Source organism: Sphingomonas sp. Leaf357 (assembly GCF_001423845.1).
Taxonomy (GTDB): domain Bacteria; phylum Pseudomonadota; class Alphaproteobacteria; order Sphingomonadales; family Sphingomonadaceae; genus Sphingomonas.
This window is the reverse complement of the sequence record NZ_LMPM01000001.1, coordinates 2188378-2207516: the sequence shown is the minus strand read 5'-3', so window position 1 is coordinate 2207516 and position 19139 is coordinate 2188378. Positions and strand designations below refer to the sequence as shown.

At 64.0% G+C, this 19139-nt stretch carries 25 protein-coding genes; 2 read left to right on the top strand and 23 right to left on the bottom strand.

All coding sequences use genetic code 11. The features are described from left to right. Window positions 1-13: 13 nt before the first annotated feature. The 15 genes from nuoI to ASG11_RS10320 form a co-directional block, all read right to left on the bottom strand. A complete protein-coding gene (nuoI, locus tag ASG11_RS10390; protein WP_055778673.1) occupies window positions 14-499 on the bottom strand; it encodes an NADH-quinone oxidoreductase subunit NuoI in 486 nt (161 codons plus the stop codon). Continuing rightward, window positions 496-1674: an NADH-quinone oxidoreductase subunit NuoH gene (gene nuoH / locus ASG11_RS10385; RefSeq protein WP_055778670.1), complete on the bottom strand. Its 1179-nt coding sequence runs from the start codon at window positions 1672-1674 to the stop codon at window positions 496-498. Before nuoH ends, nuoI begins: the two co-directional genes overlap by 4 nt. Beyond that, a complete protein-coding gene (gene nuoG, locus ASG11_RS10380) occupies window positions 1671-3671 on the bottom strand; it encodes an NADH-quinone oxidoreductase subunit NuoG (RefSeq protein WP_055778667.1) in 2001 nt (666 codons plus the stop codon). Before nuoG ends, nuoH begins: the two co-directional genes overlap by 4 nt. After that, on the bottom strand, window positions 3664-4350 hold the full coding sequence (locus tag ASG11_RS10375; protein WP_156363730.1) for a hypothetical protein: 687 nt from the start codon (window positions 4348-4350) through the stop codon (window positions 3664-3666). The genes nuoG and ASG11_RS10375 overlap by 8 nt, the downstream gene beginning before the upstream one ends. Beyond that, on the bottom strand, window positions 4347-5651 hold the full coding sequence (nuoF, locus tag ASG11_RS10370; RefSeq protein WP_055778662.1) for an NADH-quinone oxidoreductase subunit NuoF: 1305 nt from the start codon (window positions 5649-5651) through the stop codon (window positions 4347-4349). Before nuoF ends, ASG11_RS10375 begins: the two co-directional genes overlap by 4 nt. Beyond that, window positions 5651-6319 carry a complex I 24 kDa subunit family protein gene (locus tag ASG11_RS10365; RefSeq protein WP_055778659.1) on the bottom strand — a complete coding sequence of 223 codons (669 nt, stop codon included), beginning with the start codon at window positions 6317-6319 and terminating at the stop codon, window positions 5651-5653. Before ASG11_RS10365 ends, nuoF begins: the two co-directional genes overlap by 1 nt. Beyond that, on the bottom strand, window positions 6312-6560 hold the full coding sequence (locus tag ASG11_RS10360; RefSeq protein WP_055778655.1) for a hypothetical protein: 249 nt from the start codon (window positions 6558-6560) through the stop codon (window positions 6312-6314). The genes ASG11_RS10365 and ASG11_RS10360 overlap by 8 nt, the downstream gene beginning before the upstream one ends. Beyond that, on the bottom strand, window positions 6557-7792 hold the full coding sequence (locus ASG11_RS10355) for an NADH-quinone oxidoreductase subunit D (protein ID WP_055778652.1): 1236 nt from the start codon (window positions 7790-7792) through the stop codon (window positions 6557-6559). Before ASG11_RS10355 ends, ASG11_RS10360 begins: the two co-directional genes overlap by 4 nt. After that, window positions 7792-8691, bottom strand: coding sequence for an NADH-quinone oxidoreductase subunit C (locus ASG11_RS10350; protein ID WP_055778650.1), 900 nt, complete (start codon window positions 8689-8691; stop codon window positions 7792-7794). Before ASG11_RS10350 ends, ASG11_RS10355 begins: the two co-directional genes overlap by 1 nt. Further along, window positions 8688-9227 (bottom strand): NuoB/complex I 20 kDa subunit family protein, encoded by a 540-nt coding sequence (locus ASG11_RS10345; protein ID WP_055778647.1) that lies wholly within the window; start codon window positions 9225-9227, stop codon window positions 8688-8690. The genes ASG11_RS10350 and ASG11_RS10345 overlap by 4 nt, the downstream gene beginning before the upstream one ends. Beyond that, complete coding sequence (gene ndhC, locus ASG11_RS10340) at window positions 9218-9592, bottom strand: NADH-quinone oxidoreductase subunit A (protein WP_055778644.1); 375 nt, start codon at window positions 9590-9592, stop codon at window positions 9218-9220. The genes ASG11_RS10345 and ndhC overlap by 10 nt, the downstream gene beginning before the upstream one ends. A 197-nt stretch (window positions 9593-9789) precedes the next feature. Continuing rightward, window positions 9790-10602, bottom strand: coding sequence for an inositol monophosphatase family protein (locus ASG11_RS10335; RefSeq protein WP_055778643.1), 813 nt, complete (start codon window positions 10600-10602; stop codon window positions 9790-9792). Between the two features lie 162 nt (window positions 10603-10764). Further along, on the bottom strand, window positions 10765-11328 hold the full coding sequence (efp, locus tag ASG11_RS10330) for an elongation factor P (protein ID WP_055778640.1): 564 nt from the start codon (window positions 11326-11328) through the stop codon (window positions 10765-10767). 38 nt (window positions 11329-11366) lie between these two features. Continuing rightward, the gene (locus ASG11_RS10325; RefSeq protein ID WP_236697456.1) at window positions 11367-11909 is read right to left on the bottom strand and encodes a M23 family metallopeptidase; all 543 of its coding nucleotides are present in this window, start codon (window positions 11907-11909) and stop codon (window positions 11367-11369) included. Window positions 11910-11982: 73 nt separating this feature from the next. After that, window positions 11983-12912, bottom strand: a complete 930-nt coding sequence (locus ASG11_RS10320) for a L,D-transpeptidase family protein (protein ID WP_236697455.1) — start codon at window positions 12910-12912, stop codon at window positions 11983-11985. A 113-nt stretch (window positions 12913-13025) separates the two neighbouring features. Here ASG11_RS10320 and ASG11_RS10315 point away from each other — a divergent pair, with 113 nt between their 5' ends. Further along, window positions 13026-13619: a DUF882 domain-containing protein gene (locus ASG11_RS10315; protein WP_055778635.1), complete on the top strand. Its 594-nt coding sequence runs from the start codon at window positions 13026-13028 to the stop codon at window positions 13617-13619. Window positions 13620-13719: 100 nt separating this feature from the next. On the opposite strand, the gene ASG11_RS18415 is transcribed toward ASG11_RS10315, so the two are convergent. Genes ASG11_RS18415 through ASG11_RS10290 form a run of 6 tightly spaced genes read right to left on the bottom strand, consistent with a single transcriptional unit; the run spans window position 13720 to window position 16658 of the window. Next, window positions 13720-13911, bottom strand: coding sequence for a type II toxin-antitoxin system RelE/ParE family toxin (locus tag ASG11_RS18415; protein WP_236697454.1), 192 nt, complete (start codon window positions 13909-13911; stop codon window positions 13720-13722). Beyond that, entirely contained in the window at window positions 13874-14068 is a 195-nt protein-coding gene (gene relB, locus ASG11_RS10310) for a type II toxin-antitoxin system RelB family antitoxin (protein WP_055778632.1), read from the bottom strand. The genes ASG11_RS18415 and relB overlap by 38 nt, the downstream gene beginning before the upstream one ends. A gap of 37 nt (window positions 14069-14105) precedes the next feature. Beyond that, window positions 14106-14576 (bottom strand): GFA family protein, encoded by a 471-nt coding sequence (locus ASG11_RS10305; RefSeq protein WP_055778629.1) that lies wholly within the window; start codon window positions 14574-14576, stop codon window positions 14106-14108. Continuing rightward, a complete protein-coding gene (gene thiE / locus ASG11_RS10300) occupies window positions 14573-15298 on the bottom strand; it encodes a thiamine phosphate synthase (protein ID WP_443024454.1) in 726 nt (241 codons plus the stop codon). The genes ASG11_RS10305 and thiE overlap by 4 nt, the downstream gene beginning before the upstream one ends. After that, window positions 15258-15740, bottom strand: coding sequence for a hypothetical protein (locus ASG11_RS10295; RefSeq protein WP_236697453.1), 483 nt, complete (start codon window positions 15738-15740; stop codon window positions 15258-15260). Before ASG11_RS10295 ends, thiE begins: the two co-directional genes overlap by 41 nt. Before the next feature lie 9 nt (window positions 15741-15749). Continuing rightward, on the bottom strand, window positions 15750-16658 hold the full coding sequence (locus tag ASG11_RS10290; RefSeq protein WP_055778625.1) for a class I fructose-bisphosphate aldolase: 909 nt from the start codon (window positions 16656-16658) through the stop codon (window positions 15750-15752). A 199-nt stretch (window positions 16659-16857) separates the two neighbouring features. On the opposite strand from ASG11_RS10290, the gene ASG11_RS10280 reads away from it, so the two are divergent. Then, window positions 16858-17331, top strand: coding sequence for a TlpA family protein disulfide reductase (locus tag ASG11_RS10280; RefSeq protein WP_236697452.1), 474 nt, complete (start codon window positions 16858-16860; stop codon window positions 17329-17331). Between the two features lie 162 nt (window positions 17332-17493). Here ASG11_RS10280 and ASG11_RS10275 read toward each other — a convergent pair whose 3' ends face one another. Next, the gene (locus tag ASG11_RS10275) at window positions 17494-18687 is read right to left on the bottom strand and encodes a phosphoglycerate kinase (protein ID WP_055778616.1); all 1194 of its coding nucleotides are present in this window, start codon (window positions 18685-18687) and stop codon (window positions 17494-17496) included. Further along, window positions 18684-19139 (bottom strand): MOSC domain-containing protein, encoded by a 456-nt coding sequence (locus ASG11_RS10270; RefSeq protein ID WP_330218902.1) that lies wholly within the window; start codon window positions 19137-19139, stop codon window positions 18684-18686. The genes ASG11_RS10275 and ASG11_RS10270 overlap by 4 nt, the downstream gene beginning before the upstream one ends.

Below are 19139 nucleotides of genomic sequence, written 5' to 3'. Positions count from 1 at the left end.
AATTGTCGCGCGCTTAACGGTACGGTGCGTCGGCGGCAAGGTTCGCCGCGATCGCGCGCTCCCACCGGTCGCCATTGGCGAGCAGTTTCGCCTTGTCGTAGATCAGTTCCTCGCGCGTTTCCGTCGCATATTCGAAGTTCGGACCCTCGACCACGGCATCGACCGGGCAGGCTTCCTGGCACAGGCCGCAGAAGATGCACTTGGTCATGTCGATATCGTAGCGTGTCGTGCGGCGCGAACCGTCATCACGCGGCTCGGCCTCGATCGTGATCGCCTGCGCCGGGCACACCGCCTCGCACAGCTTGCACGCGATGCAACGCTCCTCGCCGTTGGGATACCGGCGCAACACATGTTCGCCCCGGAAGCGCGGACTGATCGGGTTCTTCTCGAACGGATAGTTGATCGTCGCCTTCGCCTTGAAGAAGTATCTCAACGTCAGGGCATGTGCCTTGACGAACTCCCACAATGTGAATGCCTTGACGTACTGACCGATGCTCACGAGCTGGCCTCCGATTTGGTGACGACCTTGTCACGGCACACGCCGTCGGTCGGGTATTGCGGACGCTGGGCATCGTAGAAGCCGCTCGGCGTCGCATATTGCTTCAGGTACACGCGCTCCGCCGGGCTGCACTCGGTGCCGACGCGGGTCAGCATCAGGAAGCCGGAAACCAGGAATACCCAGAACAGCGACAGCGGCAGGAACACCTTCCAGCCCAGACGCATCAACTGATCGTAACGATAGCGCGGCACCGTCGCCTTCACCCAGCTGAACGCGAAGAAGAAGAACAGGATCTTGGCGAACAGCCAGATGATCCCCGGCACCAGATAGAGCGGCGCCCAGTCGAACGGCGGCAGATACCCGCCCCAGAACAGGGTCGCGTTGAGCGTGCACATCAGGATGACGTTGGCATATTCGCCAAGCCAGTAGAGCGCGAACGACATCGACGAATATTCGGTCTGGTATCCGGCGACGAGTTCGCTCTCCGCCTCGGTCAGATCGAACGGCGCACGCTGGGTCTCGGCCAAAGACGAGATGAAGAACACGATCGCCATCGGAAACAGCAGCGGATTGAACACATAGCCGTTGACGAAGCCATACAGCCCCTTCTGCCCCTCGACGATCGCCGTCAGGTTGAAGCTGCCGGTCCACAAAACGATAGAGATCAGCACGAAACCGATCGCGACTTCGTAGGACACCATCTGCGCCGCGGCACGGATCGCCGAGAAGAACGGGTATTTCGAGTTGGACGACCAGCCCGCCAGGATGATCCCGTACACGCCGAGCGAGGAGGCCGCGAGCACGTAGAGCAGGCCGACATTGATGTTGGCCAGCACCACGCCGACCTGGAACGGCACGACCGCCCATACGATCAACGCGACCGTGAAGGTGATGATCGGCGCGAGCAGGAACAGCACTTTGTTCGCCGCCGTCGGCACGATCGTTTCCTGCAGGAACACCTTCAGGCCATCGGCGAACGATTGCAGCAGGCCGAATGGTCCGACCACGTTCGGCCCGCGCCGGAGTGCCATCGCCGCCCAGATCTTGCGATCGGCATAGATGATCATCGCCACCGCCAGCATCAGCGGCAACGCGATCACGAGGATGCCGATGATCGTGGAGAGGAACCACGCCCAGCCATAATCCATGCCGAAGGATTGGAAGAACGCGGTCATTCCGCTGCCTCCGCATAGTCCTGGCCATGGACCAGTTCGGCCGAGCAGCGCTGCATCGTCGGGCTTGCGCGGCAGATCGCATTGGTCAGGTAGAAATCCTTGATCGGATATGCGACCTCGCCCGATCCGGCGGCGTCGAGCGCCGGCGGGTTCCATGCGAAGGTCTTGAGGCCCAGGGTCGCGAGATCGGGCGTATCGCCGCTCATCGCCGCCCGCAGTTCGTCGAGCGTATCGAACGGCAGCGTCTTGCCCAGCACCGCCGACAGCGCGCGCAGGATCGTCCAGTCTTCACGCGCATCGCCCGGCGGGAACACCGCCCGCTCGCCACGCTGCACGCGCCCTTCGAGATTGACCCACGTGCCGGACTTCTCGGCGTAGCTCGCGCCCGGCAGGATCACGTCGGCATGCGCCGCGCCCTTGTCGCCGTGATGGCCGACATAGACCTTGAAGCTGTCGGCGAAGGCGCTGAAATCCACCTCGTCGGCGCCCAGGAAGAATGTCAGCTTCGGCTTGGCCGCGACGATATCCGCGATCCCGCCTTTCTGTGCCCAGCCGAGCATCAGCCCGCCGTTCCGTGCGGCCGAGAAGTGGAGCACGTTGAAGCCGTTCCAGCCGTCCCGCACCAGATTCAGCGTGCTTGCCAGCGCCAAGGCCGCGCCATGACCGCCCTTGAGCGCCGCACCACCGACGATCATCATCGGCTTGGCCGCATCCTTGAACGCCTCCGTCACCGCATCGGGCAGCTTGCCGAGCAGCGACAGATCGTTGCCGAGCCATTCGACCTTGTAGGTCAGTTCGGTTTCCGGCCCGATCGCAAAGACTTTCGCGCCCTTCTTGATCGCCTTGCGGATTCGCGTGTTCACCAGCGGCGCTTCCCAGCGCACGTTGGTCCCGACCAGCAGGATCACGTCCGCGTCTTCCGCGCCCGCGATCGTGGTGTTGAAATTCACCGCCGCCATCGACGACGTTTCATAGGCCATGCCCGTCTGGCGGCCTTCGAGCAGCGTGGATCCCATCGATGCGAGCAGCGCCTTGGCCGCATACATCGTTTCGCAATCGAGCAGATCGCCATGGATCGCCGCGACGCTGTCGCCCGCGTCTACCGCCTTGATCGCCGCGAACGCCTCGTCCCACGTCGCCGTCGCCAGCTTGCCGTTCACCCGCACATAGGGCGTGTCGAGCCGCCCGCGCACCAGACCGTCCACCGCGTGCCGCGTCTTGTCCGACGCCCATTCCTCGTTGACGTCCTCGTTGATCACCGGAAGCGCGCGCAGCACCTGACGACCACGGCTGTCGAGCCGGATGTTCGTCCCCACCGCGTCCATCACGTCGATGGTCAGCGTCTTCTTGAGTTCCCACGGCCGCGCCTCGAACGCGTACGGCTTGCTGGTCAGCGCGCCCACCGGGCACAGATCGACCACGTTGCCCGAAAGCTCGCTCTTCACGGCATTCTCGAGATAGGACGTGATCTGCATGTCCTCGCCGCGATAGATCGCGCCGATCTCCTCAACGCCGGACACTTCCTCGGCAAAGCGGATGCAGCGCGTGCACTGGATGCACCGCGTCATCACCGTCTTGACGATCGGCCCCATATATTTCTCGGTCACCGCGCGCTTGTTCTCGCCGTAACGCGACTGGCCCCGACCGTAAGCGACCGACTGGTCCTGCAGATCGCACTCGCCGCCCTGATCGCAGATCGGGCAATCGAGCGGATGGTTGATCAGCAGGAATTCCATGATGCCCTCACGGGCATTCTTCACCATCGGCGTGTTGGTGAAGATCTCCTGATTGTCCGCCGCCGGCAGCGCGCACGACGCCTGCGGCTTGGGCGGCCCCGGCTTCACCTCGACCAGACACATGCGGCAATTGCCCGCGATGCTGAGACGCTCGTGATAGCAGAAACGCGGGATTTCCTTGCCGGCAAGCTCGCACGCCTGCAGCACCGTGGCACCCGCAGGAACTTCGATCTCGACGCCGTCGACTTTGAGCTTAGGCACCAGTCGCTCCCAGCATAGAAGATGCGCGGAACAGCGCGTACGAGACGACCGCTCGCAAATTTATCGAATTCAACTTCATTTCAGTTCCGCCAGTCACGCATGGTCCTAAATCCGGCGTGATCGCTTTGAAGGCTACCTTTGCTTCCGAAGTACCCATCTTGCTTTCTACAAAACCACGAGCACGATCCGGATCGCGACGAACAATACAAAGCCCCAGATCTTCCAATGCAGTTCGTGGCCGAAAGGAAGTTTTCTCGAGGGCCTCGTCCGACATTCCCTTTAACGAACTCAGATCGACGTTCTTGAATTCGGTCCGAACGAACCATTCGGCAGCGCCCCCCGCCTGCAACACCTGGCCGAGGACCAATTGATCAAACTCGCTGGCATTACCCAGGCACTCTTCGAACTGGGTACGCAATCTTGCGATTGCCTTGCTCTGCTCGGGCGACACGAATGGGAACGCAAGCGCGTTCCTCATGCTCTTACCTTCACGTCGTGCCAAACACTGAGCGAAAGCATTAGCCGCAACAGCCGCAGTCTCAGCATCAAGGCGGCTGACCGAACCGACCGCACCAGCATTATGATCAATGCGCGTCCCCGTCTTTTGCGCGTGCGCAGGAAGCGCACCCACTGCGGCAACGCCTAAAATTCCAACTAAGAGCGAAACGTGAAGGCTCACTCCGCCGCCTCCAGCATCGCCGAGTCACCGCCGCCGTTCTTGGCGATGATCCGCCGCTCCATCTCGGGGCGGAAATGCTTGATCAGGCCCTGGATCGGCCATGCCGCGGCATCGCCCAGCGCGCAGATCGAATGGCCTTCGACCTGCTTGGTGACCTGCTGCAACATATCGATCTCGGAGATGTCCGCGTCGCCGGTGCGCATGCGCTCCATCACGCGCCACATCCAGCCGGTGCCTTCGCGGCACGGCGTGCACTGGCCGCAGCTCTCATGCTTGTAGAAATACGAGATGCGGCTGATCGCGCGGACGATGTCGGTCGATTTATCCATCACGATCACCGCCGCCGTGCCGAGGCCGGAACCAACCGCCTTCAGCCCGTCGAAATCCATCGGCACGTCCATGATCTCGGCCGCCGGAACCAGCGGCACGGAGGATCCGCCCGGAATCACCGCGAGCAGATTGTCCCACCCGCCGCGAATGCCGCCGCAATGCGTCTCGATCAGTTCGCGGAAGGTGATGCTCATCGCCTCTTCCACGACGCACGGCGTGTTCACATGGCCGCTGATCTGGAACAGCTTGGTGCCCTCGTTCTTCTCGCGCCCGAAGCTGGCGAACCATTCCGGCGACCGGCGCAGGATCGTCGGCACCACCGCGATCGACTCGACATTATTCACCGTCGTCGGGCAGCCATACAGGCCCGCGCCGGCCGGGAACGGCGGCTTCAGGCGCGGCTGGCCCTTCTTGCCCTCCAGGCTTTCGAGCATCGCGGTCTCTTCGCCGCAGATGTACGCGCCGGCACCCCGGTGCACGAAGACGTCGAAATCATAGCCCGACTTGCAGGCATTCTTGCCGATCAGGCCGGCGGCATACGCCTCCGCCACGGCCGCGAACAACGTCTCAGCCTCGCGGATATATTCGCCGCGGATATAGATGTACGCCGCCCGCGCCCGCATCGCGAAGCCAGCGATCAGCGCGCCCTCGATCAGCTTGTGCGGATCGTGACGGATGATCTCGCGATCCTTGCACGAACCCGGTTCGGACTCGTCGGCGTTGATCACCAGAAAGTTCGGCCGGTCGGGCTTCGGTTCCTTGGGCATGAAGCTCCACTTCATGCCGGTCGGGAACCCCGCCCCGCCGCGCCCGCGCAGGCCCGACGCCTTGACCTTGTCGATCAGCCCATCCTGCCCGATCTTCATAAGATCGGCGGTCTTGTCCCAATCGCCCCGCGCCATCGCCGCCTTCAGGTTCCACGGCTGGAACCCGTATACGTTGGTGAAGATGCGGTCCTTGTCGGCGAGCATTATGCCCACTCCCCCCGATAATCGTGGTTCTCGTCCACCATCGCGGCAAGCGACGTCACGCCGCCGGCGGGCTCGCTGGATTTGCGGCCCGTCGTGGAGCCGGGCTTCGGCGTCTGACCATTGGCCAGCGCTTCCAACACTGCAGTGGTGCGATCGTAATCCAGGTCTTCGTAATTATCGTCGTTGATCTGCACCATCGGCGCATTGGCGCAGGTGCCGAGGCATTCGACCTCGGTGAGCGTGAACAGGCCGTCAGGAGTGGTCCGACCCTTGATCAGACCCTTGTTCTTGCACGCCGCCAGCACGTCATCCGATCCGGCCAGCATGCACGGCGTCGTGCCGCACACCTGCACGTGATAGCGGCCGACCGGTGCCAGATTGAACATCGTGTAGAAGGTCACGACCTCGTATACGCGCATGTACGGCACACCGATCTGGCGCGCGACGAACTCGATCACCGGCACCGGCAACCAGCCCTGCGTCTGCGTTTCCGCACCGACCTGCCGCTGCGCGAGATCGAGGAACGGGATCGACGCCGATTGCTCGCGGCCCTTGGGATAGCGACCGAGGATCTCGTTCGCCTTCTTCTGGTTTTCCTCGGTCCACGCAAACGCGCCCCAGCGCGCGCGGGTCTCGGCCTCGTCGGGGATTTGGGATGCTTCAGCCATTTACAATAATCTCGCCAGCCCGGGCAGCGTTATTCTTGCCCGCGCAATAGGACAGCAGGAGAATCAGGGAAATTCCGAAACCAACCCTGATCGGCCATTTCACGGTGCCGACCAAACCACGCTTCTTCGCCAGACGATCTCCGACGAAATATCCAATGATGATCGGGAAGGCGACCATCATCACGAGCCCCAAGATTGCCCCAACCAGACGACCCATCTCATGTGCGGAACCGTCGCTCACCGGTCGCACTCCCCGAACACGATATCCATCGCGCCCAGAATAGCCGTGGTGTCCGCCAGCATGTGCCCCTTGGCCATGAAGTCCATCGCCTGCAGATGGCTGAACGCGGTCGGGCGGATCTTGCAGCGGTACGGCTTGTTGCTGCCATCGGCTACCAGATACACGCCGAACTCGCCTTTGGGGCTTTCGGTCGCGACGTATACGTCACCAGCCGGCACATGGAAGCCTTCGGTGTAGAGCTTGAAGTGGTGGATCAGCGCTTCCATCGACCGCTTCATCTCGCCACGCTTCGGCGGCACGACCTTGCGATCGAGGCTCGCGATCGGCCCATCCGGCATCTCGTTCAGGCACTGCTTCATGATCCGGGCCGACTGGCGGACCTCCTCGACACGCACCATGAAGCGGTCGTAGCAATCGCCACGCGTCCCCACCGGCACGTCGAAGTCCATCTTCGCGTAGACATCGTAAGGCTGCGACTTGCGCAGGTCCCACGGAATGCCCGATCCCCGGATCATCGGGCCGGAGAAGCCCCATTTCACCGCGTCGTCACGGCTGACCGTGGCGATATCCACATTGCGCTGCTTGAAGATGCGGTTGTCCGCGACCAGCGAGATCGCATCCTCGAACAGGCGCGGCAGGCGCGTGTCGAGCCAGTCGGCGATATCGGTCAGCAGTTTCAGTGGCGTATCCTGATGCACGCCGCCCGGCCGGAAATAGGCGGAATGCATGCGTGCGCCGGACACGCGCTCGAAGAAGTTCATGCAGTCTTCGCGGATCTCGAACAGCCACAGGTTCGGCGTCATCGCGCCGACGTCCATGACGTGCGATCCGAGGTTCAGCATGTGGTTCGAGATGCGCGTCAGCTCGGCGAAGAACACGCGCAGATATTGCGCGCGGATCGGCACTTCCAGGTCGAGCAACTTTTCGATCGCCAGTACGAAGCTGTGCTCCATGCACAAGGGCGAACAATAATCGAGCCGGTCGAAATACGGCAACGCCTGGATGTAGGTCTTATGCTCGATCAGCTTCTCGGTCCCGCGGTGCAGCAGTCCGACATGCGGATCGACGCGCTCGACGATCTCGCCGTCCAGCTCCATGACCAGCCGCAACACGCCATGCGCGGCGGGATGCTGGGGTCCGAAATTGATCGTATAGTTCTGGATTTCCACATCGCCCGGCGTCGGGTCCGCGGCATCCATGCGGTGTTCGACCGCTTCGAGATGGTCAGCCATTACTTCTCAGCCTTCGGCTTGCGCGGCGCGCGCGGCTTTGCGGCCGGGGTTTCGTCGGTCGCATCGGGCTTCTGGGCTGCACGCGTCGTCTTGCGCTTGGGCACGACATCCGGATCGGCCGGCTTGGGTTCCGCCTCCGGGGAAGCCTTGCCCGCGCCCGTCTGCGCCGGCGCCTCGGTCGTCTTCACTTCCGGCGGAGGTGCCTTGGCCTCGCTCTTGGCGGCATCGGCCTTGACGATCTCGTCGGCCTTCAGCGGCGTCGGCGCACCCTTGGCCTCGGGCAGTTTCGCCTTCTCGTCACCCGGCAGCACATATTCCGCGCCCTCCCACGGGGAGGTGAAATCGAACGTGCGGAAATCCTGCGCCAGCTTCACCGGCTCGTACACCACGCGCTTCGCCTCTTCCGAATAGCGCAGCTCGACGAAGCCCGAGAGCGGGAAATCCTTGCGTTGCGGATGTCCACGGAACCCGTAGTCGGTCAGGATGCGGCGCAGGTCCGGATTGCCCGAGAACAGCACCCCGTACATGTCGTACACCTCGCGCTCCAGCCAGCCCGCGACCGGCCAGATGCCGGTCACCGACGGCACCGGTTTCTCCTCGTCGGTCTGCACGTGCACGCGGATGCGGTGGTTGCGCGTCAGCGACAACAGGCAATAGACGACTTCGAACCGGTCCGCCCGCTCCGGATAATCGACGCCGGCGATCTCCATCAGCTGCTGGTATTCGAGCCCCGGCGTATCGCGCAGCAGGATCATCGTCTCGACCAGGCTCGCGCGATCGACGGTGAACGAAACCTCGTTCACGGCTTCGAGCGACGACAACACCTTGCCGCCGAGAGCCTTCTCGGCGACGTCGATCACGCCGTCGTTGGAGGTATAAGCGGGTGCGGGCGACCTCACCGTTCGATCGTCCCGACGCGGCGGATCTTACGTTGCAGCTGCATGATGCCGTACAGCAAGGCCTCGGCGGTCGGCGGGCAGCCCGGCACATAGATGTCGACCGGCACGATCCGGTCGCACCCGCGCACGACGCTGTAGCTGTAATGATAATAGCCGCCGCCATTGGCGCACGACCCCATCGAGATGACGTATTTGGGCTCCGACATCTGGTCGTAGACCTTGCGCAGCGCCGGGGCCATCTTGTTGCACAACGTACCCGCCACGATCATCACGTCCGACTGGCGCGGCGAGGCGCGCGGCGCGGCGCCGAAGCGCTCGAGGTCGTAACGCGGCATGTTCACATGGATCATCTCGACCGCGCAGCACGCCAGGCCGAAGGTCATCCACCACAGCGAACCCGTGCGCGCCCACTGGAACAGCTCCTCGGTCGAGGTGACCAGGAAGCCCTTGTCGCCCAACTCGCTGTTGATGTCGTTCAGGAACGCGACGTCGGGCAAGGTGCCGGCCGCCGGTGCTGGCGTAAGCTCTACTCCCATTCCAGCGCTCCCTTCTTCCAGGCATAGATCAGGCCGAGCGCCAGTTCGGCGATGAACACCATCATCGAACCCCAGGCGAGCCAGCCCAGCTTGAACACGCTCACCGCCCATGGATAGAGGAACGCGGCCTCCAGATCGAAGATGATGAACAGGATCGCGACGAGGTAGAACCGCACGTCAAACTGGCTGCGACTGTCCTCGAACGCCGGGAAGCCGCATTCATATTCGGTGAGCTTCTCCGCCGTCGGCTTGTGCGCGCCGGTGAAGCGCGCCGCGATCATCGGCAGGAACACGAACGCGCTCGACAGGACGATGGCAACGCCCAGGAAAAGCAGGATCGGAAGATATTGCGACAGGTCGACCAAGGGTTTCTCGCATGTGCGAAGTGGATGGTCCGGGCTTTAGGACGATGGTCCGAACCGGGCAAGGGCGAGAGACGTGAGAATGACTCGCAAATGGCTCGCCGAGCGGATCAGTAACGGCAGATCCGCGTTGCGCGGCGAGCCCGGCCAGCCTTGCGCAGCAACGACTGACGGCATGGCTGCGCCATGCCGCGCCTCGCCTAGCGCAGTGCGCCGGCCACCAGCTTGTGCAGCTTCGATTGCAGCACGTCGTTCGCCGCCAGGATTTCCTTGCGCGCCAGCATCTGATCGCCGCCGCGATAATCGGTGACGAAGCCGCCCGCTTCCTTGATCAGCAACATGCCCGCCGCGACGTCCCATGGCTGCAGGTCCGATTCCCAGAACCCGTCATACCGCCCCGCCGCGACCCACGCCAAATCCAGAGCCGCCGATCCGAAGCGCCGGATGCCCGCCACTTCCGGAGCGATCGCCCCGAAGATGCGGCTCCATTGCGCGAAATTGCCGTGGCCCAGGAACGGGATGCCGGTCGCGATCAGCGCATCCGCCATGTCGCGGCGTGCCGATACCCGCAGTCGCTCGGACTGGACCCAGGCGCCCTTGCCCTTCTCCGCCCAGAAACTCTCGTCGGTCAGCGGTTGATAGACCAGCCCGGCCGTGATCTCGCGCTTGCCGTTGGCCAGCGTCTCCTCGACCGCGATCGAGATCGCGAAGTGCGGAATCCCGTGCAGGAAGTTCGACGTGCCATCCAGCGGATCGACGATGAAGCGCGGCTTGTTGGGGTCGCCGGCGATCTCGCCGCGCTCTTCCATCAGGAAGCCCCAATCGGGGCGGGCGTGGCTCAGTTCCTCGAACAGCGTCTGTTCGGCGCGCTGGTCGGCCATCGTCACGAAATCGGCCGGCCCCTTGCGGCTGACCTGCAATTGCTGGACCTCGTTGAAGTCGCGCCGAAGCCGCGGCCCCGCCTTGCGCGCGGCGCGGTCCATGATCGTCATCAGGCCGGAATGGGAAACCATAATTTATCCTTAAAGCCCCTCTCCTTCAGGGGAGGGGTTGGGGTGGGGCCGTGCCGCAAGCGCGCGCCACGGGCAAAGCCCGTGTCGTCGGTCGAGCTGCGCTCGCCGGCCGGGCCGGCGGATCGGACAAATAGCATCGCTATTTGGCTCGTCCGCTCGGCCCTATTCCGCCCGCCGGACGTACGTCTGCTCGTAGACATCGACCACGATCCGCGTGCCCGCGCCGATATGCGGCGGCACCATCACGCGCACGCCGTTCTCGAGGATCGCCGGTTTGTAGGAAGACGACGCCGTCTGCCCCTTCACCACCGCATCCGCCTCGACGATCATCGCCTCGATCGTATCGGGCAACTGCACCGAGATCGGGCGCTCGTCCCACAGCTCCATCACCACGTCCATGCCGTCCTGCAGGAACGCGGCGGCATCCCCCAGGATGCCCGCGTCCAGCGAGACCTGTTCGTAGTTGATCTTGTCCATGAAGGTCAGCGTATCGCCTTCGCGGAACAGGAACTGGAAATCGACGGTATCGAGCCGCACGCGCTCGACGCTCTCGGCGGAACGGAAGCGGACGTTGGTCTTACGGCCGTCGATCAGGTTCTTCATCTCGACCTGCATGTATGCCCCGCCCTTGCCCGGCTGGGTATGCTGGATCTTGACGGTCTTCCAGATGCCGCCTTCGTATTCGAGGATGTTGCCGGGACGAATCTCGACCGCGTTGATCTTCATGGGATACCTGTGACTGGAAAGAGCGAGAGGCGCGGCCTTTAGCGGGCGGCGGGCTTTCCGGCAAGGTATGGGAACGGGTCTACATCCCGCCCTTCGTACCAATGCTGCTCCGGCGTGGTGCGGGTCAGCCCGAAATGCAGATGGTAATTGCCCGTCCCGGCATTGCCGGTATCCCCCACGAACCCAAGCGGATCGCCGGTCTTCACCACCTGACCCTCATGCACGCCCGGCGCGTACCCGCTCAGATGCGCGTAATAATATAGCCAGGTGCGCTTCGGCGATCGCACGTAGAGCGTTATTCCCCCGGCTGCGCTGGTCCACAATTTCTCGATCCGCCCCGGTGCCGCCGCGATCACCGGCGTACCCGCCGCGGCGATGATGTCGGTCCCGTGATGCTCGCGCAGCCCGTTCTCGCGCGGATCGCCCCAGCTATCGCTTACCGAACCGCTTGCAATGCCGGCAACCGGTATCGCCAGCGGCCCGTCATGCGCCGAGATCACCGCTTGCGGCGATGGCGAAGGCGGCGCAACGGGATCGCCCAACGGCACCGGAGCATCAGGCAGCAACTTCAGCGCCGCCACCCAAAGGCCGATCGCCGCCAGTAGAGCCGCGATCAGCCCGATGCCCAGTTTGCGGAGCAGTCCCAGAACTACCTCACTTCTGGAAGATCGCCGGCGTCCCCGGCTTGATCATCAGCGACAGCCGCGCCGCATCCCAGTTGGTCAACCGGATGCAGCCATGGCTTTCCGCGCGCCCGATCGTGCTCGGCTCGGGCGTGCCGTGGATGCCGTAATGCGGCTTCGACAGGTCCAGCCAGATCACGCCCACCGGCCCGTTCGGACCGGCCGGCAGCTTCGCCGCCTTGGCACTCGCCTTGGCATCCCAGAACAGGTCCGGATTGTAATGGAAGGTCGGATTGTATGACGCGCCCTTCACGGTCCACTTGCCGATCGGCAGCGGATCATGGCTGCTCCCCATCGTCGCCATGAATTGCGCGACCAGCTTGCCGTCCTTGTCGAGGACCCGCAGCACCTCATCGGACTTGTCGACCACGATCCGCGCGCCCTTCGGCTGGTCGGAACTCACGTTGAGATCGGACAAGGTCTGTCGCCAAGCCGCCGGCAACTTCGCGTCGTAGTCCCGCGTCGTAGCGACCGCGTTGGGCACGATGATCTTGGTGCCGGCAGCAAGCTTCGTTCCCGCCCCGTTGAGTTCGACCAACACTTCGGGCTTGGTGTGGAACATCTCGCCCAGTTTCTCCAGCGCGTTGCGATACCCGAGCGCCGGCAGCTTGGCCTGAAGTTGCGGATCCTTGGGCATCGGATCGACATAAGGCCCGGCCAGTATCGCCTCGGTGAGTGTCACCGTTTGGGTTGGCCGCCAGTCGCGATACTGATGCAACGCGTACAGCGTCGCGGGATCCATTTCGCCGGTGATCTTCACACCGCGCGCCTCCTGAAACCCCTTCAGCGCCGCAGTCAGCGATTTTCCGGATCGCCCGTCGAGCACCCCCGGCGAAAAGCCGAGATGGTCGAGGATCACCTGAACATGCAAGGTCGATCGATCCAAGCCCGGCGTGGCCACGGCGGATTTGGTTCCCTGGGCATTCACAGATATCGGACCAAGCGAGGCAATCGCCAGACAGGCTGCGCCAAAAGCGGTTTTCCTCACGAATTCAAACTCCTACATATCCGGACATGCAGACAACGTTGGATGAGCGGCTTGTTTCCCAGCCGTCACGATTGCCCGATCTTTCCAGGCGCCGGCTGATCGGTGGCGCAGCTATCGGTGGCATGGCCGCGCTCTTCCCGTTTAAGGCGATGGCCTGGGGCGGCGAGATGCGCTTGGCGATCCGCAATGTGCACAACAACGAAAGCGTCGACGCCGTATTTGCGCGCGGCGGCCAGTTCGTCCCCGATGGCCTGGCCGAACTCAATCATGGCCTCCGCGACTGGCGCACCGGCGAGACGACCATGATGGACCGCCGCCTGCTCGCCTTGCTGGTCCAGCTTCGTGAAAAACTCGAATTGACGGGACGCAGCAAGATCGACCTGATCTCCGGCTACCGCTCGCCCCATACCAACGCAGCCCTGCGCGCCCGGGGCGGCGCCCATACCGGCGTCGCCAGCCAGAGCCAGCACATGCTCGGCAAGGCCACCGACATCACGGTGCCGGGTGTCAGCCTGGAAAGGCTCCACGGCGCGGCGATGGCGCTAGGCGGCGGTGGCGTCGGCTATTATCCGCGCGACGGCTTCGTCCATGTGGACACCGGGCGCGTACGGCATTGGTGACGCTTTAAGGGTATTGTTGGCGGGCGTGGAGTATCGATAGTACCCACACGATGTCGTCCCTTACGCGACAAACCATGATATAGTTCGGGTGAACTACCGCCTAGCGCGTTCCGCCAACGCGGCCAGGACGATGTATATGCGGCGCATTTCGCAGCATTTCGGCTGAGTAATCGATCCGCTGCTCCAACCGATCTGCCGCATCGACATTACGCTCGGAAATATACTGGATAATGTGTCGAAGCTCGCGTCGCGCTTCAGGAAGCCAGATTAGCTGCACGGGCTCTGGCGTCATCAATTATCTGGCGCATCTCCGCCATAACTTCTTCGTGCGGGATGCCCGGTTCGTCGCTATCCAGCGCCGCCTGCACCTTGGCGCGGAACCAAGCGTCGTACGCCTCGGCCTCTTCGGTCGATGCGAACTCGGATTCGATCGGTGACAGTTTCGCCATGCCCCGATCCTACTCAGAATCGCAACCGTCGCAAGGATCAGCCGAAGACCGCCATCAGTCGCGCCATCCGGTCTTCGCCCAGGTCGACGCCGACGCCATCGTCCGGCAACGTCTCGAATTGCGCCACGCCTTCGGGCACCGTCACCCAGGAATGCTTTGACCGCGTAAAATAATGCGCGTCCGGCGGCAGCGCCTCGCCGCCATCCAGCGTCCCCACGCGCACGAAGCGCGTCTTGTCACCGAACATCGGGTGGTCCGCCCATAGCAAGGTGTCGCAGCGCTCGCAGCGCCACGCACGCGTATCGCCCCGGTCGCCGCGCTCCAGACTACGCTCTACCACTGTGCCACTCGTCACTTTCACCCGATCGGTCTCGATCATCGCGTTCAGTGCAAAGGCTGATCCGGTGATCGTCTGGCAATCGCGGCAATGACAGCAATTGGTGACGATCGGATCGCTGGCCAGTTGGAATTGCACGTCGCCGCACTCGCACGCTCCGTCGTACGTCATCCCAACACCTCGCCGAATGCCCGAATTGCCGCCGCCTCGTCCCCGCCCCACACCGCGTTCGACACGGCGAGGAAATCCGCGCCTGCCGCAACCAGAGGTGCCGCATTGGCCGGCGTGATCCCGCCGATCGCCACGCAGGGAATCTCGAACACGGTCGACCACCAGCTCAGCAACACCGGGTCCGCGTGATGGCTGACCGTCTTGGTCGTCGTCGGATAGAAGGCACCGAACGCGACATAGTCCGCGCCGCCCTCGCCCGCTTCCATCGCCAGGTGCCGGCTGTCGTGACACGTCACGCCGATCTGCGCCGTCGGGCCGAGTTGCTCGCGCGCCTCGCGCGGATCGCCGTCATCCTGTCCCAGATGCACGCCGTCCGCGCCCAGCCGCTTGGCCAGCGCGATGCTGTCGTTGACGATGAACGCCACGTCGGCATCGGAACAGATGCGCTGCAGCGGTTCGGCCAGCGCCGCCGCCGCGTGCTGATCCACATCCTTGATCCGGAACTGGAACGCCGCGACCGGCCCGGCGTCCAGCGCGCGCTTCAGCCGATCGGCGAACGCCCCGGTCACATCCAGCGGCGAGATCAAATAGAGCTGGCAGGGCGGCCGCCGCATGTCGCGAACGAACCTCGCCGCGAAATCGGGGTCGAGCGGGCCTAGAGGGTCTTCCCCGAACTGGTCTTCAATGTCCATGCTCGCGCGATAGCGCTGCGATGGCGGCATGGAAAGCCGCCGGATCGTCGAGCTTGTGGGCGATCGCCCGCACCGCCCGACCGCGCCGCATCACGATCGGCGCGCGCAGATCGACCACGACGCTCGGCCAGCTCGCCAGTGCGAGGTTCAGAACGGCGCGATCCTTGATCACCGCCGCATCCCAACTCGCCCGCAGTCGGGCGATTTGCCCGACCGGCACCGCGATCGACCGGAGCGACCCCGCCCGCATCGTCAGCACGCCATCCGCGATCGTCACCGGCAATCGCCGGAACGAGCGCAATAGCGCGATCAGCCACACCACCAGCGACAGATCGATCAGGCCCACGATGACCGCGGCCACCAAGCCCCACAGCGCCACGACGACGAGATGCACGACGCACATCTCGACGATCGCGATGCCCAGAAGAACGCCGATCATCGGGCCGAGGCTGCGATGATAGGCGAACTCCATGACGCTGGATTATTCCTCGTTCTTGTAGATTCGCACCAGTTTGTCGAGCATCGCCAGCGCCTCGTCGCGCGGGCGCTGGAAGGTGTTGCGACCGATGATCGATCCGTTGCCGCCGCCATCGCGAATGTCGCGCGCGTCCTGATACACCGCATCGGCACCCTTGGCCGCACCGCCCGAGAACACCACGATACGCCGCCCGGCAAAGCTCGATTGCACGACATGGCGGACGCGGTCGGACTGCTTCGACCAGTCGGTGCCCTCGTACATCGGCTTGGCCTCGGCCTGCTCGATATGATCGCTCGGCAGCTTCACCTTGATGATGTGCGCGCCCAGCAGGGCCGCCATGTGCGCTGCATAGGCACCGACGTCCAACGCCAGCTCGCCGGACTTGGGCAGCGCGCCGCCGCGCGGATACGACCAGATCACCGTCGCGATGCCGAGCGCCTTGGCCTCGGCCGACATCTCCCGAATCTGGCCGATCATGTCGAACAGATCGTCCGATCCAGGATAGATCGTGAAGCCGATCGCCGCGCAGCCGAGCCGCACCGCATCCTCGACCGACCCGGTCACCGCCTGATTCGCACCCTGCGCCCAGCTGTTCGAGCTGTTGACCTTCAGGATCGTCGGCACCTGGCCGGCGAAGGTCGTCGCGCCGGCCTCGATCATGCCGAGCGGTGCCGCAAACGCCGAAAGGCCGGCATCGATCGCCAGTTGCCAATGGTAATGCGGGTCGTAGGCCGGCGGATTGATCGCGAAGCTGCGCGCTGGCCCATGTTCGAAACCCTGATCCACCGGCAGAATGATCAGCTTGCCGGTGCCGCCAAGCTTGCCCTGCATCAGGATGCGGCCCAGATTCGCCTTGGTCGCGGGATTGTCGGACTCGTATTTGTCGAGAATGGCCTTCACGATCGGCGTCATCTTTGATTCCCTGCAAGTAGCGTTTCTGAACAGATATGTGTTGGCCGGGTTGTTAGCGGGCGGGTCGCGGCTCGGCAACCTGCACCGAGACTATTGCGATAGTGCCATTTTTGGCCAATCGAAACGAACCACCGATCCGCGCCGGAACACCGATTGACCGCTGCGGATCGAGCCGCCAGCCTGAGCGTCGATGGTCTGGATGCGCTCCCGAATCGTGCTGATCAGTGTCGCCATGATCGGCGGCGTCGGCGCCGCCGCGCCAGCGCCCCTGCAAAACGGCATGCCGCGCGATTTTCTGTTCGCGGATGGTGCGCGAGTGAAGTTGGAGGACCTTCGCGGCAAGGTCGTGATCGTCAACATCTGGGCGACATGGTGCCTGCCCTGCCGCGCCGAACTTCCGCTGCTCAACGCCTATTACCGCCGCCATCGCTCCGAGGGGCTGGTCGTGATCGGCATCGCGGTCGACCCGGGCAAGGCGAAAGGCGACCAGATGGTCTCGCCCGGCATCGGCTATCCGCAAGCCCGCCACGTTTTCGGCCGCGATCTGACGGTGGCATCGGTGCCGACCAACTACGTCTTCGCGCGCAACGGCCGGCTGGAATCTATCGCGGCGCAGTCGTTCGATGCACGCTCGATCGAACGACTGGTCGGACCGCTGCTCAAGGCGAAGTGAGCCGGCAATGTGACCACCATCTGCCGTCACCCCGGACTTGTTCCGGGGTCCACCGGGCCGCTACGCCTGCACTTGACAGGTAAGTGAAACCGAGCCGCGTGGTGGACCCCGGAACAAGTCCGGGATGACGAAAGCTAAAGTATTTCGATCCGCAGTGAAGTCTTACCGCGAAAGCGCCGCCACGCCGGGCAGATCCTTGCCCTCCATCCACTCCAGAAACGCCCCGCCGGCGGTGGACACGAACGTGAAGTCCTCCCCCGCCCCTGCCTGATTCAGCGCCGCGACCGTATCGCCGCCGCCGGCCACCGACACCAAAGATCTATCGCGCGTCAGCGCCGCCGCCGTGCGCGCCAGTGCCACCGTCGCCGCATCGAACGGCGGCGTCTCGAATGCGCCCAGCGGCCCGTTCCACACCAAGGTCCGACAATTCTTCAGCACGTCGGCCAACGCCTCGACCGCCGCCGGCCCGACATCCAGGATCATCTCGTCCGCCGCCACCTCATGCACGTTGCAGGTGCGCACGCTCGGCGGGTTCGCGGCGAACTCCTTCGCCACCACCACATCGTACGGCAGATGGATCGTGCAGTTCGCCCGCTCCGCCGCGTCGAAGATCTCGTCCGCCGTGCCGGTCAGATCATGTTCGCACAGCGACTTGCCGACATCCACGCCCCGCGCCGCGAGGAAGGTGTTGGCCATCCCGCCGCCGATGATCAGATGATCGACCTTCGTCACCAGATGCTTCAGCACGTCGAGCTTCGAAGACACCTTGGCGCCGCCCACCACCGCCGCGACCGGATGCTCGGGGTTGCCCAACGCCTTGTCGAGCGCGTCGAGTTCCGCCTCCATCGCCCGCCCCGCGAACGCCGGCAAGACGTGCGCCAACCCTTCGGTCGAAACATGCGCGCGGTGCGCGGCCGAAAAGGCGTCGTTGACGTACAGGTCGCCGAGCTTCGCGATCCGCGCGGTCAGTTCGGGATCGTTCTTCTCTTCCCCGGCGAAGAACCGCGTATTTTCCAGCACCGCGACATCGCCCGGCTGCAACGTGGAGATCGCGTCCTCCGCCCCGTCCCAATCGACGAAGCGCACCGGACGCCCCAGCACGGCCTCGTACGGCTTCGTCACCAGCGCCAGCGACATGGCCGGGTTACGCTCGCCCTTGGGCCGACCGAAATGCGCCAGGATCAGCACGATCGCGCCCTTGTCGGCGAGTTCACCGACCGTCGCGAGCGTCGCGCGCAACCGCGTATCGTCGGTCACCGCGCCATCGGCCATCGGTACGTTCAGGTCTTCGCGCACCAACACGCGCTTGCCCGAGACATCGCCCATATCGTCCAGCGTTCTGAAGGCTCTGCTCATGCTTGTTCCACCCTGATCTTATCGCCGATGCGGATCTCGCCACCGGCCAGCACCATCGTACACACGCCGCCGCGCCAGTCCGGCGTCAGCGCCGCGCGCAGCCCCACGGCCAGTTTTTCCATCCGCTCGCACGGATCGGTCTCGACCATCACCTGCAACAGCACATCCTCACCGATGCGCAGCCGCACGCCCTTGGTCTGCGGCAGGTCCAACCCGTCGACCAGCAGGTTCGCGCGCCGTTCCTGCCACGGAATCGAATGCCCCACCTCGGCCATCGCCAGATCCCAGTCGCCGCGTTCGATCAGCGACACCTGTCGCTTGTGCGCCCGGCCCTTCATGCCGCCGCGGAAGTCGCCGGCGATGCCGCCTTCGATCGTGACGGCGACATGATCGATCGTTTCCATCGGGCCCTTGGGGCGACCGTGGCGGGCGATTCCGGCGAGCGTGCCGAT